Genomic DNA, 15,439 nt, shown 5'->3' with positions numbered 1-15,439 from the left:
TACATAAGCTGCGCCAGGGGGAGATGCGCCCCCGCGCCTAAACCCGCCGTCTCAACCGGATGAAACTTCTTTCATGTTGCCGCCGAACCGGTAGCCATGGCCGCGCACGGTTTCGAGCAGGGGCCGTCCGAAGGCCGCTTCCAGCTTCTGGCGCAGGCGGGCGATGGCCATGCGGACGCGCTCGGGACGGGGGTCGTCACTCTCGCCCCAGACGTGCTTGAGGATGCGCTCGGCGCTCAGCACTTCGCCAGCGTGTTCGACCATATAGGCCAGCAGGGCGTAGTCGCGGGCTGGCAGGGACAGGACCTGACCGTCCAGGCTGGCGGTGCGGGCGGCGGGGTTCAGGCTCAGCGGCGTGCCGTTGGCGGTGATGGGCGCAGCGGCGGGCGCGAAGCGGGCGAGGGCGGCCAGGCGCGCCTCCAGCTCGACGACATGAACGGGCCGGATCAGGCAGGCGTCGGCCCCGGCGCGCAGGGCGGCGGCGCGGGTGGCGGGCTCGGCGCGGTCGGCGATCAGCACGACGATGGCGCGGTCGGCGCAACGCGACAGGGCCGCCAGCGGCGCGTCGGCCAGGTCGGCGACCTCCAGCAGCACCGCGTCGTAGTCGTCGCCGGCGCTGGCGACGGCCGCGTCGCCCGGGCTGGCCAAGGTCTCGACCACATGGCCGGCCTGGATCAGGGCCTTGGCCAGGTAGAGGTCGCGCGGCCGGTGGCTGGCGTGCAGCAGCCGCACCCTACGCCTCCAGCCCGCGCGGCCAGCAGTCCAGCGACACGCGCAGGCCCGGTTGGGCGTCGTCCAGCGACAGGGTGAAGTGGTGCAGGCGGGCGACGGCCACGACGATGCTGAGGCCCAGGCCCGATCCCGGCAGGTCGCGCGTGCGCTGCGAGCGATAGAAACGGTTCAGCACGGCCTCGCGCTCGTCCTCCGCCACGCCGGGGCCGTTGTCGACCACCTCGATGCGCGGGCCCTCGTCGCGGGTCAGCAGCCGCACCTGCACGGCGCCGTCGCGCGGGGTGAACTTCAGGGCGTTGTCGACGAGGTTGCTGACCGCCTCGAACAGCAGGGCCGGATCGGCGAACACGGTCGAGGCGTCGACATCGAAGCTGGACACGAGCGTGACGCCCAGGTCCTCGGCGACCGGGTCGTGCAGCTCCAGCACATGCTCCAGTACGTCCTGCAGGCGGACGGTCTCGAAATTGGCTTGGCGGTCGCGGCGTTCGATCTCGCCGATGCGGGTCAGGGCGCGGAAGCGGACCAGCAGCTCGTCGGTGTCGGCCAGGGCGCGTTCGACCATCTCGCCGCGATCCTGCTGGCAGTTCTCCTGGGTGGCGCGATAGAGGGCCGCGCGCAGGCGGTTCAGCGGCGTGCGCAGGTCGTGGGCGACGTTGTCGCCGACGCTTTTGACCTCCCACAGCAGACGCTCGGTCTCGTCCATCATGGCGTTGGCGAGCGCCGCCAGCATGTCGATCTCGTCGCGGCGATGCGAGACGGGCAGGCGTACGCCCAGCTCGCCGGCCCGCGCCGCGCGGCTGGCGGCCTGGAGCTGCTCGATCCGCAACAGCGGCGCGACGCTGAGCAGGGCCGCGACGCCCAGGCCCAGCAGCAGGGCCACCGCGCCGCTGACCGCCAGGGCGTTGATCAGGATGTCGCGCAGGCCGGTCAGCACCTTGGCGTCGTGGACCACGAACAACTGCTCGCCCCACGGCAGGCGGCGGACCAGACCGCGCGCGCCGGGCTGTAGGCCGGGCTCGTTCAGCGTACGCGGTTCACCATCGGCCTGGGCGTCGGCGGGCAGGGTGCGGACATTGCCGGTGATGTAGACGCCGTCCTCGGAGAACAGGCCGTAATAGGCGATGGCCCGGCCATCGGCGGCGACGGCGGCCCGCACGCGCTGGGGCAGGGTGTCGGCTGGTCCGTTAGCCAGGACCGTGCCCTCGCTGACGATGATCGCGTCCAGCTGGCGGGTGATGTAGCCGGCCGTGCGCCAGTAGATCATGCCCAGCAGGAAGACCACGGCCACGGCGAACACCGCGCCGTTCAGCAGGGTCAGGCGAAACGGGCTGGCCCGCCAGAGCTCACGCAGGCGCATGGAGAGCGTACCCCGCGCCACGGACCGTGTGCAGCAGCGCCGGCAGGCCCGGCCGGTCGACCTTCTTGCGCAGGCGGCCCATGTGCACGTCGATCAGGTTGGTGCCGGGGTCGAAGTGATAGCCCCAGACCGCCTCGAAGATCATGGTCCGGGTGACGATCTGGCCGGAGTTGCGGGCCATGAACTCCAGCAGCTTGTACTCGGTGGGCATCAGCCGGATCTCGGTCCCGCCGCGATGGACGGTGCGGGCCAGGAGGTCGATCTCCAGGTCGGCGACGGTCAGGGTGGTCTGGCGCGGGGCGCTGGCCCGGCGGCGCAGCAGCACCTCCAGCCGCGCGGCCAGCTCCTCCGAGGCGAAGGGCTTGGTCATGTAGTCGTCGCCGCCGGCCCGCAGGCCCTTCACCCGTTCGTCGACGTCGCTGAGGGCGCTGATCATCAGCACCGGCGTCTCGACCCCCGCGCCGCGCATGACGGTGATGATCGCCAGACCGTCCAGGCTGGGCAGCATGCGGTCCAGGGTGATGGCGTCGAAGTCGCCGCTAACCGCGCGGATCAGGCCCTCACGCCCGTCGGCGACCAGCTCGACCTCGAAGCCGTGCTGTTCCAGCTCGGCGACGATTTCCTGGCCGGTGCCGGGGTCGTCTTCGATCGTGAGGATCTTGGGCATCTGAGGATCGCACTACTCCCTCCAGCCCAGACCCTCAAGCGCGTCGCGGCGTCATCACATCTTGCGACGAGTTCCATGCCTTGAAAATGCAGCTCTGCGCTGAGTGAGAAGCCGAGCTTGGCCGGCTCCCCTAAAAACCGACGTTCTAGCCGACCTCGGGCCGCGCCTGCGCGCGCTCGCGTCTGCTCGATCGCTGGATACGTGCGGGGGAAACGCGATGTTGCTGGGATGGATGAGCCGCTTGGTGCGGGGTTCGGCGGATGTCACGCGAACCAAGGCGACGCGCGGACGGCGCTGCGGGCTGGCGACCTTGATCACGTTCGTCGCGGTCATGGTCATTCTGACGCCCGCGCTCGCGCTGGCCGCGGCGCCGACGGTCACCGGGGTCTCGCCGAACTCGGGGCCGACGGCCGGCGGCGCAACGGTGACCATCAACGGTACAGGCTTCATGACGGCGAACCCCACGGGGGCGGTGAAGTTCGGCGCGACGAACGCGACCTACACCATCAACAGCGACAACCAGATCACGGCGACCTCGCCGGCGAGTTCGTTCGGCACCTATGACGTCACCGTCACCAATCCCGACGGGACCAGCGCCACCAGCGCCAGCGACCAGTACACCTATGTCGCGCCGCCGGTCTCAAGTTCGCAGACCTACGGGTCGATCGTCCCCTACAACACGGGCGGCAACGCGACGACGAACATCGATCTGTCCCTCTTCATCACCGGGGGCAGTTTCGCAACCGGCTACGCCGTGGGATCGGCGACGACGGCCCAGGGCGGTTCGGTCAGTGTAAACAGCTCCGGCATCGCGACCTACACGCCGCCGGTCGGCTTCCGCAACGCCAACGACAGCTTCACCTATACCGCGAGCAATGCCGGTGGGACGTCCAGCCCCGCCACCGTCACCGTGACGGTCGGCAATCCGACGATCACGGTCAGCCTTCCCGCCAGCACGGCCACGGTCGAGCGTGTCTACAACAACCTCGGGAACGCCGTGACGTTTTCGGGCGGCAGGGCGTCCTATACGATCAACAGCATCAGCGGTCTGCCGTCCGGCCTGACCGAGAGCGGCGGCGTGATCAGCGGCACGCCGACGCAGAACGGCACGTACACGGTCACCGTCAACGTCACCGACAGCTCGTTGGGCGCGGGTCCTTACACGACGAACGCCCAGGCGACCCTCATCGTGTCGCTGCCGCCGGCGCCGGTCGTGTCGTCCTTCGCGATCAATGGCCTGACGTACAATTCCGGCTCGGCCACGGCGACGACGTTCAGCGCCGCGCCCCACAGCACCGAGAGCCCGACCGGCTTCCAGGTCGGCGCGTCGTCCTATGGGGGTGTCGTCAGTGTCGATAGCTCGGGATTGATGTCTTACACGCCGCCCGTCGGTTTCCGGGGCACCGACGTGTTCAACTACGTTTCCACCAACGCCGGTGGCACCTCGAACGTGGGCCAGGTCTTCCTGACGGTGAACGATCCCGTGTTCTCGGTGACGCTGCCGGCGTCCACGGGCACGGTCGGCGCCGTGTACAACAGCGGCGCCTCGACTGTGACGATGAGCGGCGGCTGGGCGCCGTACAACAACTTCTCGGCCACCGGCCTGCCGGCCGGCCTGACGATGGACAGTTCCGGGGTGATCTCGGGCACGCCGACCCAGGCCGGCGCCTCCACGATCGTCGTCACGGTGACGGACAGCTCGGGCGGCAACGGTTCGTACACGAGCACCGCCTCGGCGACCCTGAACATCGCCGCGCCGACGATCACGCTGTCGCCGGCGGCCGGCGCTCTTCCAGGCGGTCAGGCGGGAACGGACTATGGCGGCCAGGCCATCGAGGCGACCGGTAGCCTTACACCGTTCTCCTTCGGGGTCACGGCAGGCGCCCTACCGCCCGGCATGACGCTGTCGAGCGGTGGCGTGATCTCGGGAACGCCGACGGGAACCGGGACCTACAACTTCACGGTCACCGCCACGGACAACAGCGGCCACAGCTATACCGGCTCATCGGCCTACAGCATCACGGTAGCTGCGCCGACGATCATCCTTCCGGCGACCTCGCCGTCGAACGGAACCGTGGCCGCGGCCTATGGCGGCCATACGTTCACCGCTAGCGGTGGCGTCTCGCCCTACAGCTTCACCCTGGACAGCGGTTCCTTGCCCGGCGGCCTGACGCTGGCGACGAACGGCGGTCTTTCGGGCACGCCGACCGCGGGCGGTTCGTTCTCGTTCACGATCAAGGCCACCGATTCCACCAGCGGCGCCGGTCCCTATTCGGCCACGCAGTCGTTCTCCCTGAACATAGCCGCGCCGACGATCACGATCGGTCAGAGCTCGCTGCCGAACGGCGCGATCGCGGCGACGTATAACCAGACCGTGACCGCTTCGGGCGGTACGGGCGCGCATACCTTCGCGGTCACCTCAGGTTCGCTCCCGCCTGGCCTGAGCCTGGCGGCCAACGGGGCCATCACCGGGACGCCGACGGGGGCAGGGACGTACAACTTCACCATCACCGCATCGGACTCCAGCACGGGCGGTGGTCCTGACGCGGGCCGCTATACGGGCGCGACCGCTCTGAGCATCACGGTGGCCGCGCCGACCATCGGCCTGTCGCCGACGTCGCTGCCGAACGCCGCAGCGGGCTCGGCCTACAGCCAGACGATCACCGCCAGCGGCGGTACGGCGGGCTATACCTACGCCTTGACCAGCGGCAGTCTGCCGACGGGCCTGACCCTGTCGACCGCCGGCGTCCTCTCGGGCGCGCCGACGGCGGGCGGGAGCTTCACCTTCGACGTCACCGCCACCGACAGCTCGACGGGAACCAACGCGCCGTTCACCGCCACGCGCAGCTACACGTTGGTCGTGGCCGCGCCGACCATCACGCTGTCGCCGAGCGTCTTCACGGCGGTGGCCGTGGGGGCCACGGTCAACCAGACGATCACCGCCAGCGGAGGCACATCCGGCTACACCTATGCGGTGACCGCCGGCGCCCTGCCGGCAGGCGTGAGCCTGTCTGCGGGCGGCGTGCTGTCCGGCGCATCGACGGCGGCGGGAAGCTTCAACTTCACGATCACCGCCACAGACTCCAGCACCGGCGCCGGTCCCTATACGGGCTTGCAGGCCTATACCTGGACCATCGGCTCGGCGACCGTGACGGTCAGCCCGACCAACATCGCCAACGGCCAGATCGGCGTGGCCTATAGCCAGACGATCACCGCCGCCGACGGCGTGGGTCCCTACAGCTACACCGCGATGGGCAGCCTGCCCGGGGGGCTGACGCTGTCGAACCTCGGCGTTATCTCGGGGACGCCGACGGCGGCGGGCTCGTTCAGCTTCACCGTCACCGCGACCGACTCGGCCACGGGGATCGGCGCGCCGTTCATGGGCAGCCACAACTACACAGTCACCATCGCCGCCCCGACGCTTTCGCTGTCGCCGTCCAGCCTGAGCGGCATGGCGGTGGGGGCGTCCTACAGCGTGGCCCTCACGGCCAGCGGCGGTACGGGACCTATCGGCTATGCCGTGCAAGCCGGTGCGCTGCCGACGGGGTTGTCCCTGTCGAACGCCGGGGTGCTCTCCGGCACGCCGACCGCCGCGGGGGCGTTCAACTTCACGATCCTGGCCACCGACTCGTCCACCGGGACTGGCGCGCCGTTCTCGGTGAGCGAAGTCTATAACGTGACCGTGGCGGCGCCGACCGTGGCGCTGAACCCGAGCTCGCTGTCGGCGAGCGCGGCGGGCGGCGCCTACAGCCAGACGCTCACCGCCAGCGGCGGTACGGCGCCCTATGCCTATGCGCTGGATGGAGGCACGGTGCTGCCGGCGGGCCTCACCCTGTCCGGCGCCGGGGTGATCTCGGGCACGCCGACGGCTTCGGGGACGTTCAACGTCTCCATCAAGGCCACCGACTCCACCACCGGGACCGGGGCTCCGTTCTCCGCGACCAACACCTACAGCCTGGTCATCGCCAGTTCGGCCGTGACCCTGTCGCCCTCGGGCCTGTCGGGGGCGATCGTCGGCGCCGCGTACAACCAAGCGCTCACCGCCAGCGGCGGCGTTGCGCCCTATGCCTACACCGTCACCGGCGGCGCGCTGCCGGGCGGCATGACCCTGTCGGCCGGTGGCGTGCTCTCGGGCTCGCCCACGGCGACCGGGACCTTCAACTTCACGGTCCAGGCCCTCGACTCGTCGACGGGCACTGGGCCGACCCATGGGACCCAGGCCTACAGCCTCACGGTGTCCTCGGCCCCGCCGACGGTGACGATCACGCCGCCGGCGGAGCCTGAAGCCGCCTATGGCGTCGCCATCAACCGCAGCTTCGCGGCGACCGGCGGCGTCGCGCCCTACCGCTACGTCCTGACCGGCGCCTTGCCGACCGGGGTGAGCTTCGACACCGCGACCGGCGTGCTCTCGGGCGTGCCGACCCAGGCGGGGACCTTCCCGTTCACCGTGACGGCGACCGACGTTACGGGGGTCTCGGTGACGATCTCGGCCAGCCTGACGACCAAGGCCGCCGAGAAGCCGGTGGTCACGCCGATCACCACGCCGGAGCCGGTGGCGGGACCGACGGTCATCGACCTGAGCAGCCTGATCAACGGCTTCTACGACAAGGTGGTCATCGTCGATCCGCCCAAGCACGGCACGGCGGTCGTCCAGTCGGGCGCATCGATGCCCGCGCCTGCGTCGCGGTCGGCTCGCTCGGCTTCGGCCCCGAGTGCGACGACCATCGTCTACACCCCCAACCCGGGCTATATCGGTCCCGACAGCTTCACCTACGCGGCGACCGGCCCGGGCGGGACCTCGAACCCGGCCCCGATCAGCCTGTCGGTGACCGCTTCGCCGCCGGCGGCGACCGAAGACACCGCCTCGACGCCGGCCAACAGCCCGGTGGAGATCGCGGTGACGGCCAATGACGGCCCCGTGAGCACGATCGCCATCGCGACCGCGCCCGGCCATGGCGCGGCGGTCGTCAACGGCCTGAAGGTGACCTACACCCCGGCGCCGAACTACTTCGGCCCGGACAGCTTCACCTACACCGCCACCGGTTCCGGCGGCGTCAGCGGCCCGACGACCGTCAAGGTCACCGTCCTGCCGCTGGCCGCGCCGACCCAGACGCCACAGTTCCTGTCCCTCGCGGCCGGCCGCACGGCTGTCCTGGCGGCGACGCAGGGGGCCACGGGTTCGCCATTCACGACGGTGGCCGTGGCGACCAAGCCGACCTACGGCACGGCGACCGTGTCGGGGCTGGAGATCAGCTATGTCCCGAACACCAGCTACACCGGCTCGGACACCTTCACCTATGTGATCAACAACCCGTTCGGCGTCTCGGCGCCGATCCCGGTCACGGTGACGGTCAATCCGGCCCCGCTCACGGCCCCGCCGATCACCGTCGAGGTGCTGGCCGGCCAGGACGCGGTGGTGGACCTGACCGCCAACGCCAGCGGCGGGCCGTTCACGGCCGCGGCGGTGGCGACGATCACCCCGACCGAGTCCGGCAAGGCGACCATCGCCAGCCCGGCTTCGGGGCGCTACGTCCTGACCTTCAAGTCGGACAACGCCTTCGCGGGCAAGGCGGTGGTCACCTACACCCTGAGCAACGCCTTCGCGACCTCGGCGCCCGGTACGATCAACGTGATCGTCACCGGCCGTCCCGACCCGACGAAGGACCCTGAAGTGAAGGGCCTGATCGCCGCCCAGAGCGCCACGGCGGTCCGGTTCGCCGACGCCCAGCTCAGCAACTTCAACCGTCGCCTGGAGCAACTCCACAACGGCGGTGGGGCGGGGCGCGGCTTTGGGGTGTCCGTCCAGGGTGGTGATCCCATCCGCACGGACGGCATCGAGGCCCGCGAGCGTCAGCGTCACCTGGCCAGCCTCGGCCTGAACGACGCCACCGATCCCGCCCGTCAGATCGCGCCGCTGGGCTCGACCTATCGCGGTGCGGTCGAAGGCGGCGGTTCGGGCGGTCGTCCCAAGCGTTGGAACGCCTGGGCCTCCGGTTCGGCCGACTTCGGGATGCGCGACGCGATCGGTTCGCAGAGCGGGTTCCGCTTCACGACCGACGGCCTGACCGCCGGCGCAGACTACCGCGTCGGTCCGAACCTGGCGGTCGGCTTCGGTCTCGGCTACGGCCGCGACTCCAGCCGCATCGGCAAGCTGGGCACCAAGAGCCGCGCCCAAGGCTACTCGGGCGGCCTCTACGCCAGCTTCCAGCCCGGCGAGGCGACGTTCATCGACGGCCTGATCGGGGCCGGCACGCTGGACTTCGACACCCGCCGCCACGAGACGGTCACCGGCAAGTTCGTCACCGGCGACCGTGACGGCGACCAGATGTTCGCGGCCCTGACCTTCGGGATGGAGAAACGCCGGGCGACCAGCATGCTCTCGCCCTACGGCCGGATCGCGTTCAGCCGCTCGAACCTGAACGCCTTCACCGAAGTGGGCGGCGGGGCTTACGGCCTGACCTACCACGACCAGACCGTGCGTAGCCTGACCGGCACGCTGGGCCTGCGGGGTGAGTTCAGCCGCAAGGTCTCGGCGGGTCTGCTGTCGCCGAGGTTCCGGGTCGAGTACTCGCACGACTTCGAAGGCGGCGAGGACGCGCGGATCAGCTACGCCGACTGGATCAACGGTCCGGTCTACCGCCTGGCCGTGGACCCGACCGACCGCAACCAGATCCGCCTGGAGCTGGGCGCGGACCTGCGGATCCACTCGGGCCTGACCCTGGGCCTGGACTTCGACAACAGCCTGTCGAAGGACAGCAACAGCCAGGGCCTGAGGCTGACGGTCCAGTCGCCCTTCTAGGGCGGCAAGGCCGGACGAAAGCTCAGGGCGGCGCCAGCAATGGCGTCGCCCTTCTCTTTGGTGGATGAGGGATCAGCCCTGCTTGGTCACCGGCAGCACCAGGACCAGGCAGGCTCCGACAGGCGAGGGCTCCCAGATGACCTGTCCGCCGATCGCTTCGGCCCGGCGCTGCTGGTTGGCCAGGCCGCGGCCCGCGGCGGGCAGGGTGGGATCGAAGCCGCAGCCGTCGTCCTGCACCCGCACCAGCACCCGGTCGTCCTCGGCCCGTACGGACACCGCGACCTCGCGGGCGGCGGCGTGCTTGAGGATGTTGGCGAAGGCCTCCTGCAGGATGCGCAGGATGTGCAGGGCGTGGCGCTGGTCCAGCCATTCCACGGGGGGGACCTCGCCGGCGTCCCAGGTCAGCTTGACCCCGGCGGCCTGCAGGCGCGGCTGCAGGCGGAAGCGTAAGGTCGCCAGCAACAGCAGCAGGTCGGTCTCGACCGGCTCCATCGAGTCGATCGTCAGCTTCAGGTCGTCGATGCAGCCCCGCAGGATGGCGACGGCGTCTAGATCGGCGGCGTGGTCGCCCTCGAAGGCCCGCAGGGCGGAGACCAGGGTCGAGCCCAGGCCGTCGTGCATGTCCTGCATCAGCCGCTGGCGTTCCTGGTGCAGCAGGTCGCGGTTTTCGATCTCGCGCAGCCGCTGGTGGCTGGCGATCAGCTCGTTCTCGCGCTGGGCCAGACGGCGGGAAAGGTCCGCCTTGGCCTGGGTGGCCGTTTCCAGCGCCTCGATGTAGCGGCTGAACATGATGTACCAGCACAGCAAGGTGAGCCCGACGCCGGTGAAGTTGGTCAGGAAGACGCTCTCGATGTTCACCAGGTTCTGTTGCAGCGCCACGTCGTAGACGGCGAAGGCGAGGCCGACCAGGCTCCAGACCGACAGCCACATGGCGAAGCGCGACCTGGCCTTGATCGACAGGCGCATGACGTTGAAGCCGATGACTCCGCCCAGGATCAGCATGTTGATGTAGATCGGCGCCGCCAGCAGGGTGGGGTCCAGCAGGCCCGGCAGGGTGGCGATCGACCAGAACGCGGTATTGACCAGGACCACCCGGGTCATGATCGGCTGGCGTCCGTGGTGCAGCTGGATCGCGAACAGATGCATCGTCGCGCAGATCCAGAAGACCGAATTGATCGTGATCCAGCCGAACCAGGCGTCGGAGACGAGCAGGGGGCGCTCGCCGACGAAGGTGTGCAGCATCCGCAGGTAGCAGACCAGCGAGGTCAGGAAGAACAGGATGTAGATCGGCTCGTTTCGCCGTCTGAACCAGACGAGCAGCGAGAAGACGCCCGTCGCCAGGAAGGCGGTCACCGAGAAGGCCGGCAGCGAGACCTGGAAGAACTCGCGGACATAGTAGCGCGGCGCCAGTTGCCGGAAATTGCCGATCCAGACCGAGGAGAACGCGCCGCCGATGCCGCGGACATGCTGCAGCCGGATGTCCAGCGTCTTGGGCGGATGCGTGGCGTCCGAACGCGGCAAGGCGATCCAGATCGGCTGGTTGGAGCCGTTCCATTGCAGGTTGGCGTGCGACTGGTGGACCAGGCGGCCGTCGGCATAGATCGCCAGCGAGCCGTCCGACTTCCAGCGAGGGATGTAGAGATAGAGCTGGCGACCGTCGTCGGGCAGCGGCGGGACGCTCAGGGCATACCAGCTGACGCGGGTGGCGATGCGTTGCGGCGAGGCGTCGGCGGTCGGCGCGAAGTCAGGCTTGGGCGCGTGGGGCAGGGTGACTGGCTTGCCGTCGAGCCCGCGCGGGCTGGTCGCCGGCGGGCGCTGATAGCCGACGGTTTCCACGATACTCAGCCGCGCGGCGGTGATCCGGTCGCCGCCAGCGCGCGCCTGGACGAAAAGCACGAGGGCCGCGATGGCGAGGGCGATGACGGCCCAGGCCGCCCATGGGAACCAGGGACGGTGGATCAGGCCCGGCCTAGAGGAGACCATGGGCGCGGGCCTCGAACACGGCCTCCGTCTTGGAACGGACCTCCAGCTTGGCGTAGATGCGCCGCACGAAGGTCAGCACGGTGTTGCGCGACACGCCCATCAGCTCGGCGATCTCGTCGAACGAGAAACCGCGGGTGATCAGCTGCAGCGTTTCCTTCTCGCGGTCGGATAGATTGGGGACGCCGCTCTTCTCGGCTGTCTCGGCCTCGTCGGCCACGCGCTCGTCGGGCCGGAAGCGCATCAGCACCTGGCGGGCGATGCGCGGGCTGATCGGGCTGCCGCCGCCGTGCAGGACACGGATGTCCTCGGCGATGGTCGGCAGCGGGCTGTCCTTGAGCAGGTAGCCGCTGGCCCCGGCCTCGATCGAGGCGATGACGTGGCGCTCGTCGGCGAAGGTGGTGGCGACCATGATCGCGCAGCCGGGCCAGTGGGCGTGGGCTTCGCGGATGACGTCGACACCCGAGCCGTCGGGAAGGCCCAGGTCCACGACCAGCACGTCGGCGGCCGAACCGGTCAGTCGGGCGCGGGCTTCGGCCGCCGTGGCCGCGACACCGGCGATCGTCAGGTCCGGCGCGGCGGCCAGGGCGGTCCGGAAGGCTTCCTGGAACGCGGCGTCATCCTCGACCAGGACGACCTTGAGCGGCGTCTCCGACGCGGACTCGATGCTCATCCCGATATTCCTCATTCCCGCTCAAAGGCTTGCGGCGCAAGCCATCGCAGACCTCGCGCCAAACGGGCGTCATCACATCTTGCGACAGGCCCGACATTGCTCTGCTCCGCTTCCCACGGCAACTAGACCGTGGCGGAAGCATCGGGGGAAGCGACCGTCAAAAAAGAAGGTGGGTGAAACGCGAGGGGCGACGGCTGAAGTCTCGTTCCTCGCGCGACCCGGACCTCGTTGTGTGGGGCGCGCTGATGATCTCCAATTCCACCCGTGCGGCCGAGGAACGGCCCGTGATCAGCTTCTCGACCGACAGCCTGCCGGTCGAGGACCGCTTCGACCATTGGCGCGAGGAGCGTGGCCGGAGCCTGTTCGGCGTGACGATCGAACTGCCGCGTGAAAAGCGGTCAGCTTTTCACGGCGCGTTTCGTGCCCGCAGGATCGGCGCGGCCGTGGTGTCGGAGATGAGCGCCTCGTCCTACGTGGTGGGCCGCACGCCCGGCGATATCGCGCGCCAGACCAGCGATAGCCTCTATGTGGGGATGCAAGTGCGCGGCGGCGGCGCGCTCGAGGCCGGCGGTGACGTCGCGTCGGTGGGCGAGGGCGGCATGTCCGTCAGCTATTCGGATTTGCCCTATCTGGCCACGCCCGCCAGCGATGGCGGTTTCCTCTGCCGGGTGCTGAAGATCCCATACGACGCGGCGATCATGTTGGATCGGCCGATCGACAACCTGTTCTCGGCTCAGCCGGCCGAAGACGTGGTGGTCACCCGCGCGTTGCGGGCGGTGTTCGGCGCTCTGACCGATCTGGATGGCGAGCAAGCCGATCCCGAGGCGGATGTGGCCCACGTCGCGCGCCTGGCGCTGGTGGCGCGAGGTCGCCTGTCGCTGAAGCGGCCCGAGACGCGGGCGGCCCTGCACGTTGGTCTTCGCTACGCCGCCTTGGAGATCATGCGTCGCGACCTGCGCAAGGCCGATCTCGGACCAGCCACCGTCGCCCAGGAGCTGGGTGTGTCGGTGCGCCAACTGCACGTGCTGTTCGAGAATTTGGAGCAGTCGTTCTCGCGCACGCTCACCCAGATGCGCGTCGAGGCGGCCGGCGCGATGTTGCGGCGGGCGCGCGCCCTGTCGGTGACCCAGGTGGCACTGGCCTGCGGCTTCGACAGCCTGGCGACCTTCTATCGCGCCTTCGGTCGCGCCCACGGGCTGAGCCCGAACGCGTTCCGGATGGCCTGAAGTCTCGTCGCTTCGTTCCGCGCCAGGATCAGGCTGGCCGCGAAGGCGATCGTCAGGGCGGCGGCGACGAAGCAAGCCGGGCAGTGACCCGCCAGCGACCAGGCGTCCTGCCGGCTGCTGCACAGCGGACCCGCCAGCAGGCGCGGCAGAGCCTGGCCCAGGGCGATCGTCCAGGCGACCAAGGCGGTCGCGCCCATGAGCGGGGCGATAAGGCGAAACTTGGCCGACATGAAGCTCTCCGGAAGCATGGAGAGACAGTCGTCCCGGATCGAGTTCCTGGCTTTGACGCGCATCAAAGCCGGCCGGATGGACGCATGACACCACGGGGCAGGTTCGCCGCAGGGAGTCTGCATGTCCGCCCCGTCCCACACCAGCGCCAGTCCCCCAGCGGGATCGGGAGCGCTCCTCATCATCTCGGTCGTCGGGGCATTCCTGGCGATCCTCGGCGCGGGCCTGACCCAGGATCCGATCTTCCGGCTGCAGGCCGAGACGATCGCCCTGGCCGCCGTGATCGCCGCCTTCGTGCTGAACGGAGGCCTGTCCGGCGGCACGCTGGTCGATCATCCCGACCGCTATAGCGATAACGTCATCAAGGCCGGCGTCATCGCCACGATGTTCTGGGCCGCCGCGGGTCTGCTGGCCGGCGTGGTCATCGCCGCTCAGCTGTCGTGGCCGACCATCTTCTACTTCCCGGACGCCGGCTGGCTGAACTTCGGCCGGCTGCGGCCGCTGCACACCTCGGCGGTGATCTTCGCCTTCGGGGGCAACGCCCTGATCGCCACGTCCTTCTGGGTCGTGCAGCGCACCTGCAAGGCCAAGCTGGCCGGGGGCATCGCGCCGTGGTTCGTGTTCTGGGGCTATCAGCTGTTCATCGTGCTGGCGGCGACCGGCTACCTGATGGGCGCGACCCAGGGCAAGGAATACGCCGAGCCCGAGTGGTACACCGACCTGTGGCTGACCATCGTCTGGGTCGCCTATCTGCTGGTTTTCCTGGGCACGATCTGGAAGCGCAAGGAACCCCACATCTATGTGGCCAACTGGTTCTATCTGGCCTTCATCGTCACCATCGCCCTGCTGCACCTGGTCAACAACGCCGCCATCCCGGTCGGCCTGCTGAACCACCGCTCATACGGCGTCTTCTCGGGCGTGCAGGACGCCCTGGTGCAGTGGTGGTACGGCCACAACGCGGTCGGCTTCTTCCTGACCGCCGGCTTCCTGGCCATGATGTACTATTTCGTGCCCAAGCGCGTGGAGCGGCCGGTCTACAGCTACCGTTTGTCGATCGTGCACTTCTGGGCGCTGATCTTCATCTACATCTGGGCCGGCCCCCACCACCTGCACTACACGGCCCTGCCGCAGTGGGCCCAGACCCTGGGCATGACCTTCTCGATCATGCTGTGGATGCCGTCCTGGGGCGGCATGATCAACGGCCTGATGACCCTGTCGGGCGCGTGGGACAAGCTGCGCACCGACCCCGTGGTCCGGATGATGGTCGTCTCGATCGCCTTTTACGGCATGAGCACCTTCGAAGGTCCGGTGATGTCGATCCGCGCGGTCAACGCGCTCAGCCATTACACCGACTGGACCATCGGCCACGTGCACTCGGGCGCCCTGGGCTGGGTCGGCTTCATCAGCTTCGGCGCGGTCTACTGCCTGGTGCCGTGGCTGTGGAAGAAGAAGGACATGTACTCGACCAAGCTGATCGAGTGGCACTTCTGGATCGCGACCACCGGCATCCTGCTCTACATCGCCGCGATGTGGGTCTCGGGCATCATGGAAGGCCTGATGTGGCGCGAATACACGCCGCAGGGCTTCCTCGCCTACAGCTTCATCGAGACCGTCTCTGCCAAGCACATCGAGAACGTCATCCGCACCGTCGGGGGCCTGATGTACCTGGCCGGCGCGCTGATCATGATCGTCAACGTCTGGAAGACGATCGCCTCGCCCTCCGCTGAACCGGCCGATGAAACGGCCGCTCCCGCCACCGCGATCGCCTGAGGCCGCC

At 69.1% G+C, this 15,439-nt stretch carries 9 protein-coding genes; 3 read left to right on the top strand and 6 right to left on the bottom strand.

Annotated features, from left to right (window positions below; genetic code table 11):
* Positions 1–51: 51 nt before the first annotated feature.
* Genes AC07NI_RS07245 through AC07NI_RS07235 form a run of 3 tightly spaced genes read right to left on the bottom strand, consistent with a single transcriptional unit; the run spans position 52 to position 2,756 of the window.
* Positions 52–732 (bottom strand): winged helix-turn-helix domain-containing protein, encoded by a 681-nt coding sequence (locus AC07NI_RS07245; RefSeq protein ID WP_494617307.1) that lies wholly within the window; start codon positions 730–732, stop codon positions 52–54.
* Position 733: 1 nt separating this feature from the next.
* Positions 734–2,089 carry a sensor histidine kinase gene (locus tag AC07NI_RS07240; protein ID WP_494617304.1) on the bottom strand — a complete coding sequence of 452 codons (1,356 nt, stop codon included), beginning with the start codon at positions 2,087–2,089 and terminating at the stop codon, positions 734–736.
* Positions 2,076–2,756 (bottom strand): response regulator transcription factor, encoded by a 681-nt coding sequence (locus tag AC07NI_RS07235; RefSeq protein WP_494617300.1) that lies wholly within the window; start codon positions 2,754–2,756, stop codon positions 2,076–2,078. Before AC07NI_RS07235 ends, AC07NI_RS07240 begins: the two co-directional genes overlap by 14 nt.
* A 310-nt stretch (positions 2,757–3,066) precedes the next feature.
* Here AC07NI_RS07235 and AC07NI_RS07230 point away from each other — a divergent pair, with 310 nt between their 5' ends.
* Complete coding sequence (locus AC07NI_RS07230; protein WP_494617296.1) at positions 3,067–9,555, top strand: putative Ig domain-containing protein; 6,489 nt, start codon at positions 3,067–3,069, stop codon at positions 9,553–9,555.
* 72 nt (positions 9,556–9,627) lie between these two features.
* On the opposite strand, the gene AC07NI_RS07225 is transcribed toward AC07NI_RS07230, so the two are convergent.
* Positions 9,628–11,538, bottom strand: a complete 1,911-nt coding sequence (locus AC07NI_RS07225) for a sensor histidine kinase (RefSeq protein WP_494617294.1) — start codon at positions 11,536–11,538, stop codon at positions 9,628–9,630.
* Positions 11,525–12,208, bottom strand: coding sequence for a response regulator (locus AC07NI_RS07220; protein WP_494617289.1), 684 nt, complete (start codon positions 12,206–12,208; stop codon positions 11,525–11,527). Before AC07NI_RS07220 ends, AC07NI_RS07225 begins: the two co-directional genes overlap by 14 nt.
* A gap of 245 nt (positions 12,209–12,453) precedes the next feature.
* Between AC07NI_RS07220 and AC07NI_RS07215 the strand changes: the two genes are divergently transcribed.
* Positions 12,454–13,434, top strand: coding sequence for an AraC family transcriptional regulator (locus tag AC07NI_RS07215; protein WP_494617287.1), 981 nt, complete (start codon positions 12,454–12,456; stop codon positions 13,432–13,434).
* Here AC07NI_RS07215 and AC07NI_RS07210 read toward each other — a convergent pair.
* Positions 13,377–13,664, bottom strand: coding sequence for a hypothetical protein (locus AC07NI_RS07210; protein ID WP_494617284.1), 288 nt, complete (start codon positions 13,662–13,664; stop codon positions 13,377–13,379). The genes AC07NI_RS07215 and AC07NI_RS07210 overlap by 58 nt on opposite strands.
* Positions 13,665–13,785: 121 nt before the next feature.
* Here AC07NI_RS07210 and ccoN point away from each other — a divergent pair, with 121 nt between their 5' ends.
* A complete protein-coding gene (gene ccoN / locus AC07NI_RS07205; RefSeq protein WP_494617280.1) occupies positions 13,786–15,432 on the top strand; it encodes a cytochrome-c oxidase, cbb3-type subunit I in 1,647 nt (548 codons plus the stop codon).
* Positions 15,433–15,439 lie beyond the last annotated feature (7 nt).

This window comes from Caulobacter sp. GW821-FHT10E02 (genome assembly GCF_059415225.1).
This window is presented reverse-complemented; position numbering and strand designations above follow the sequence as displayed.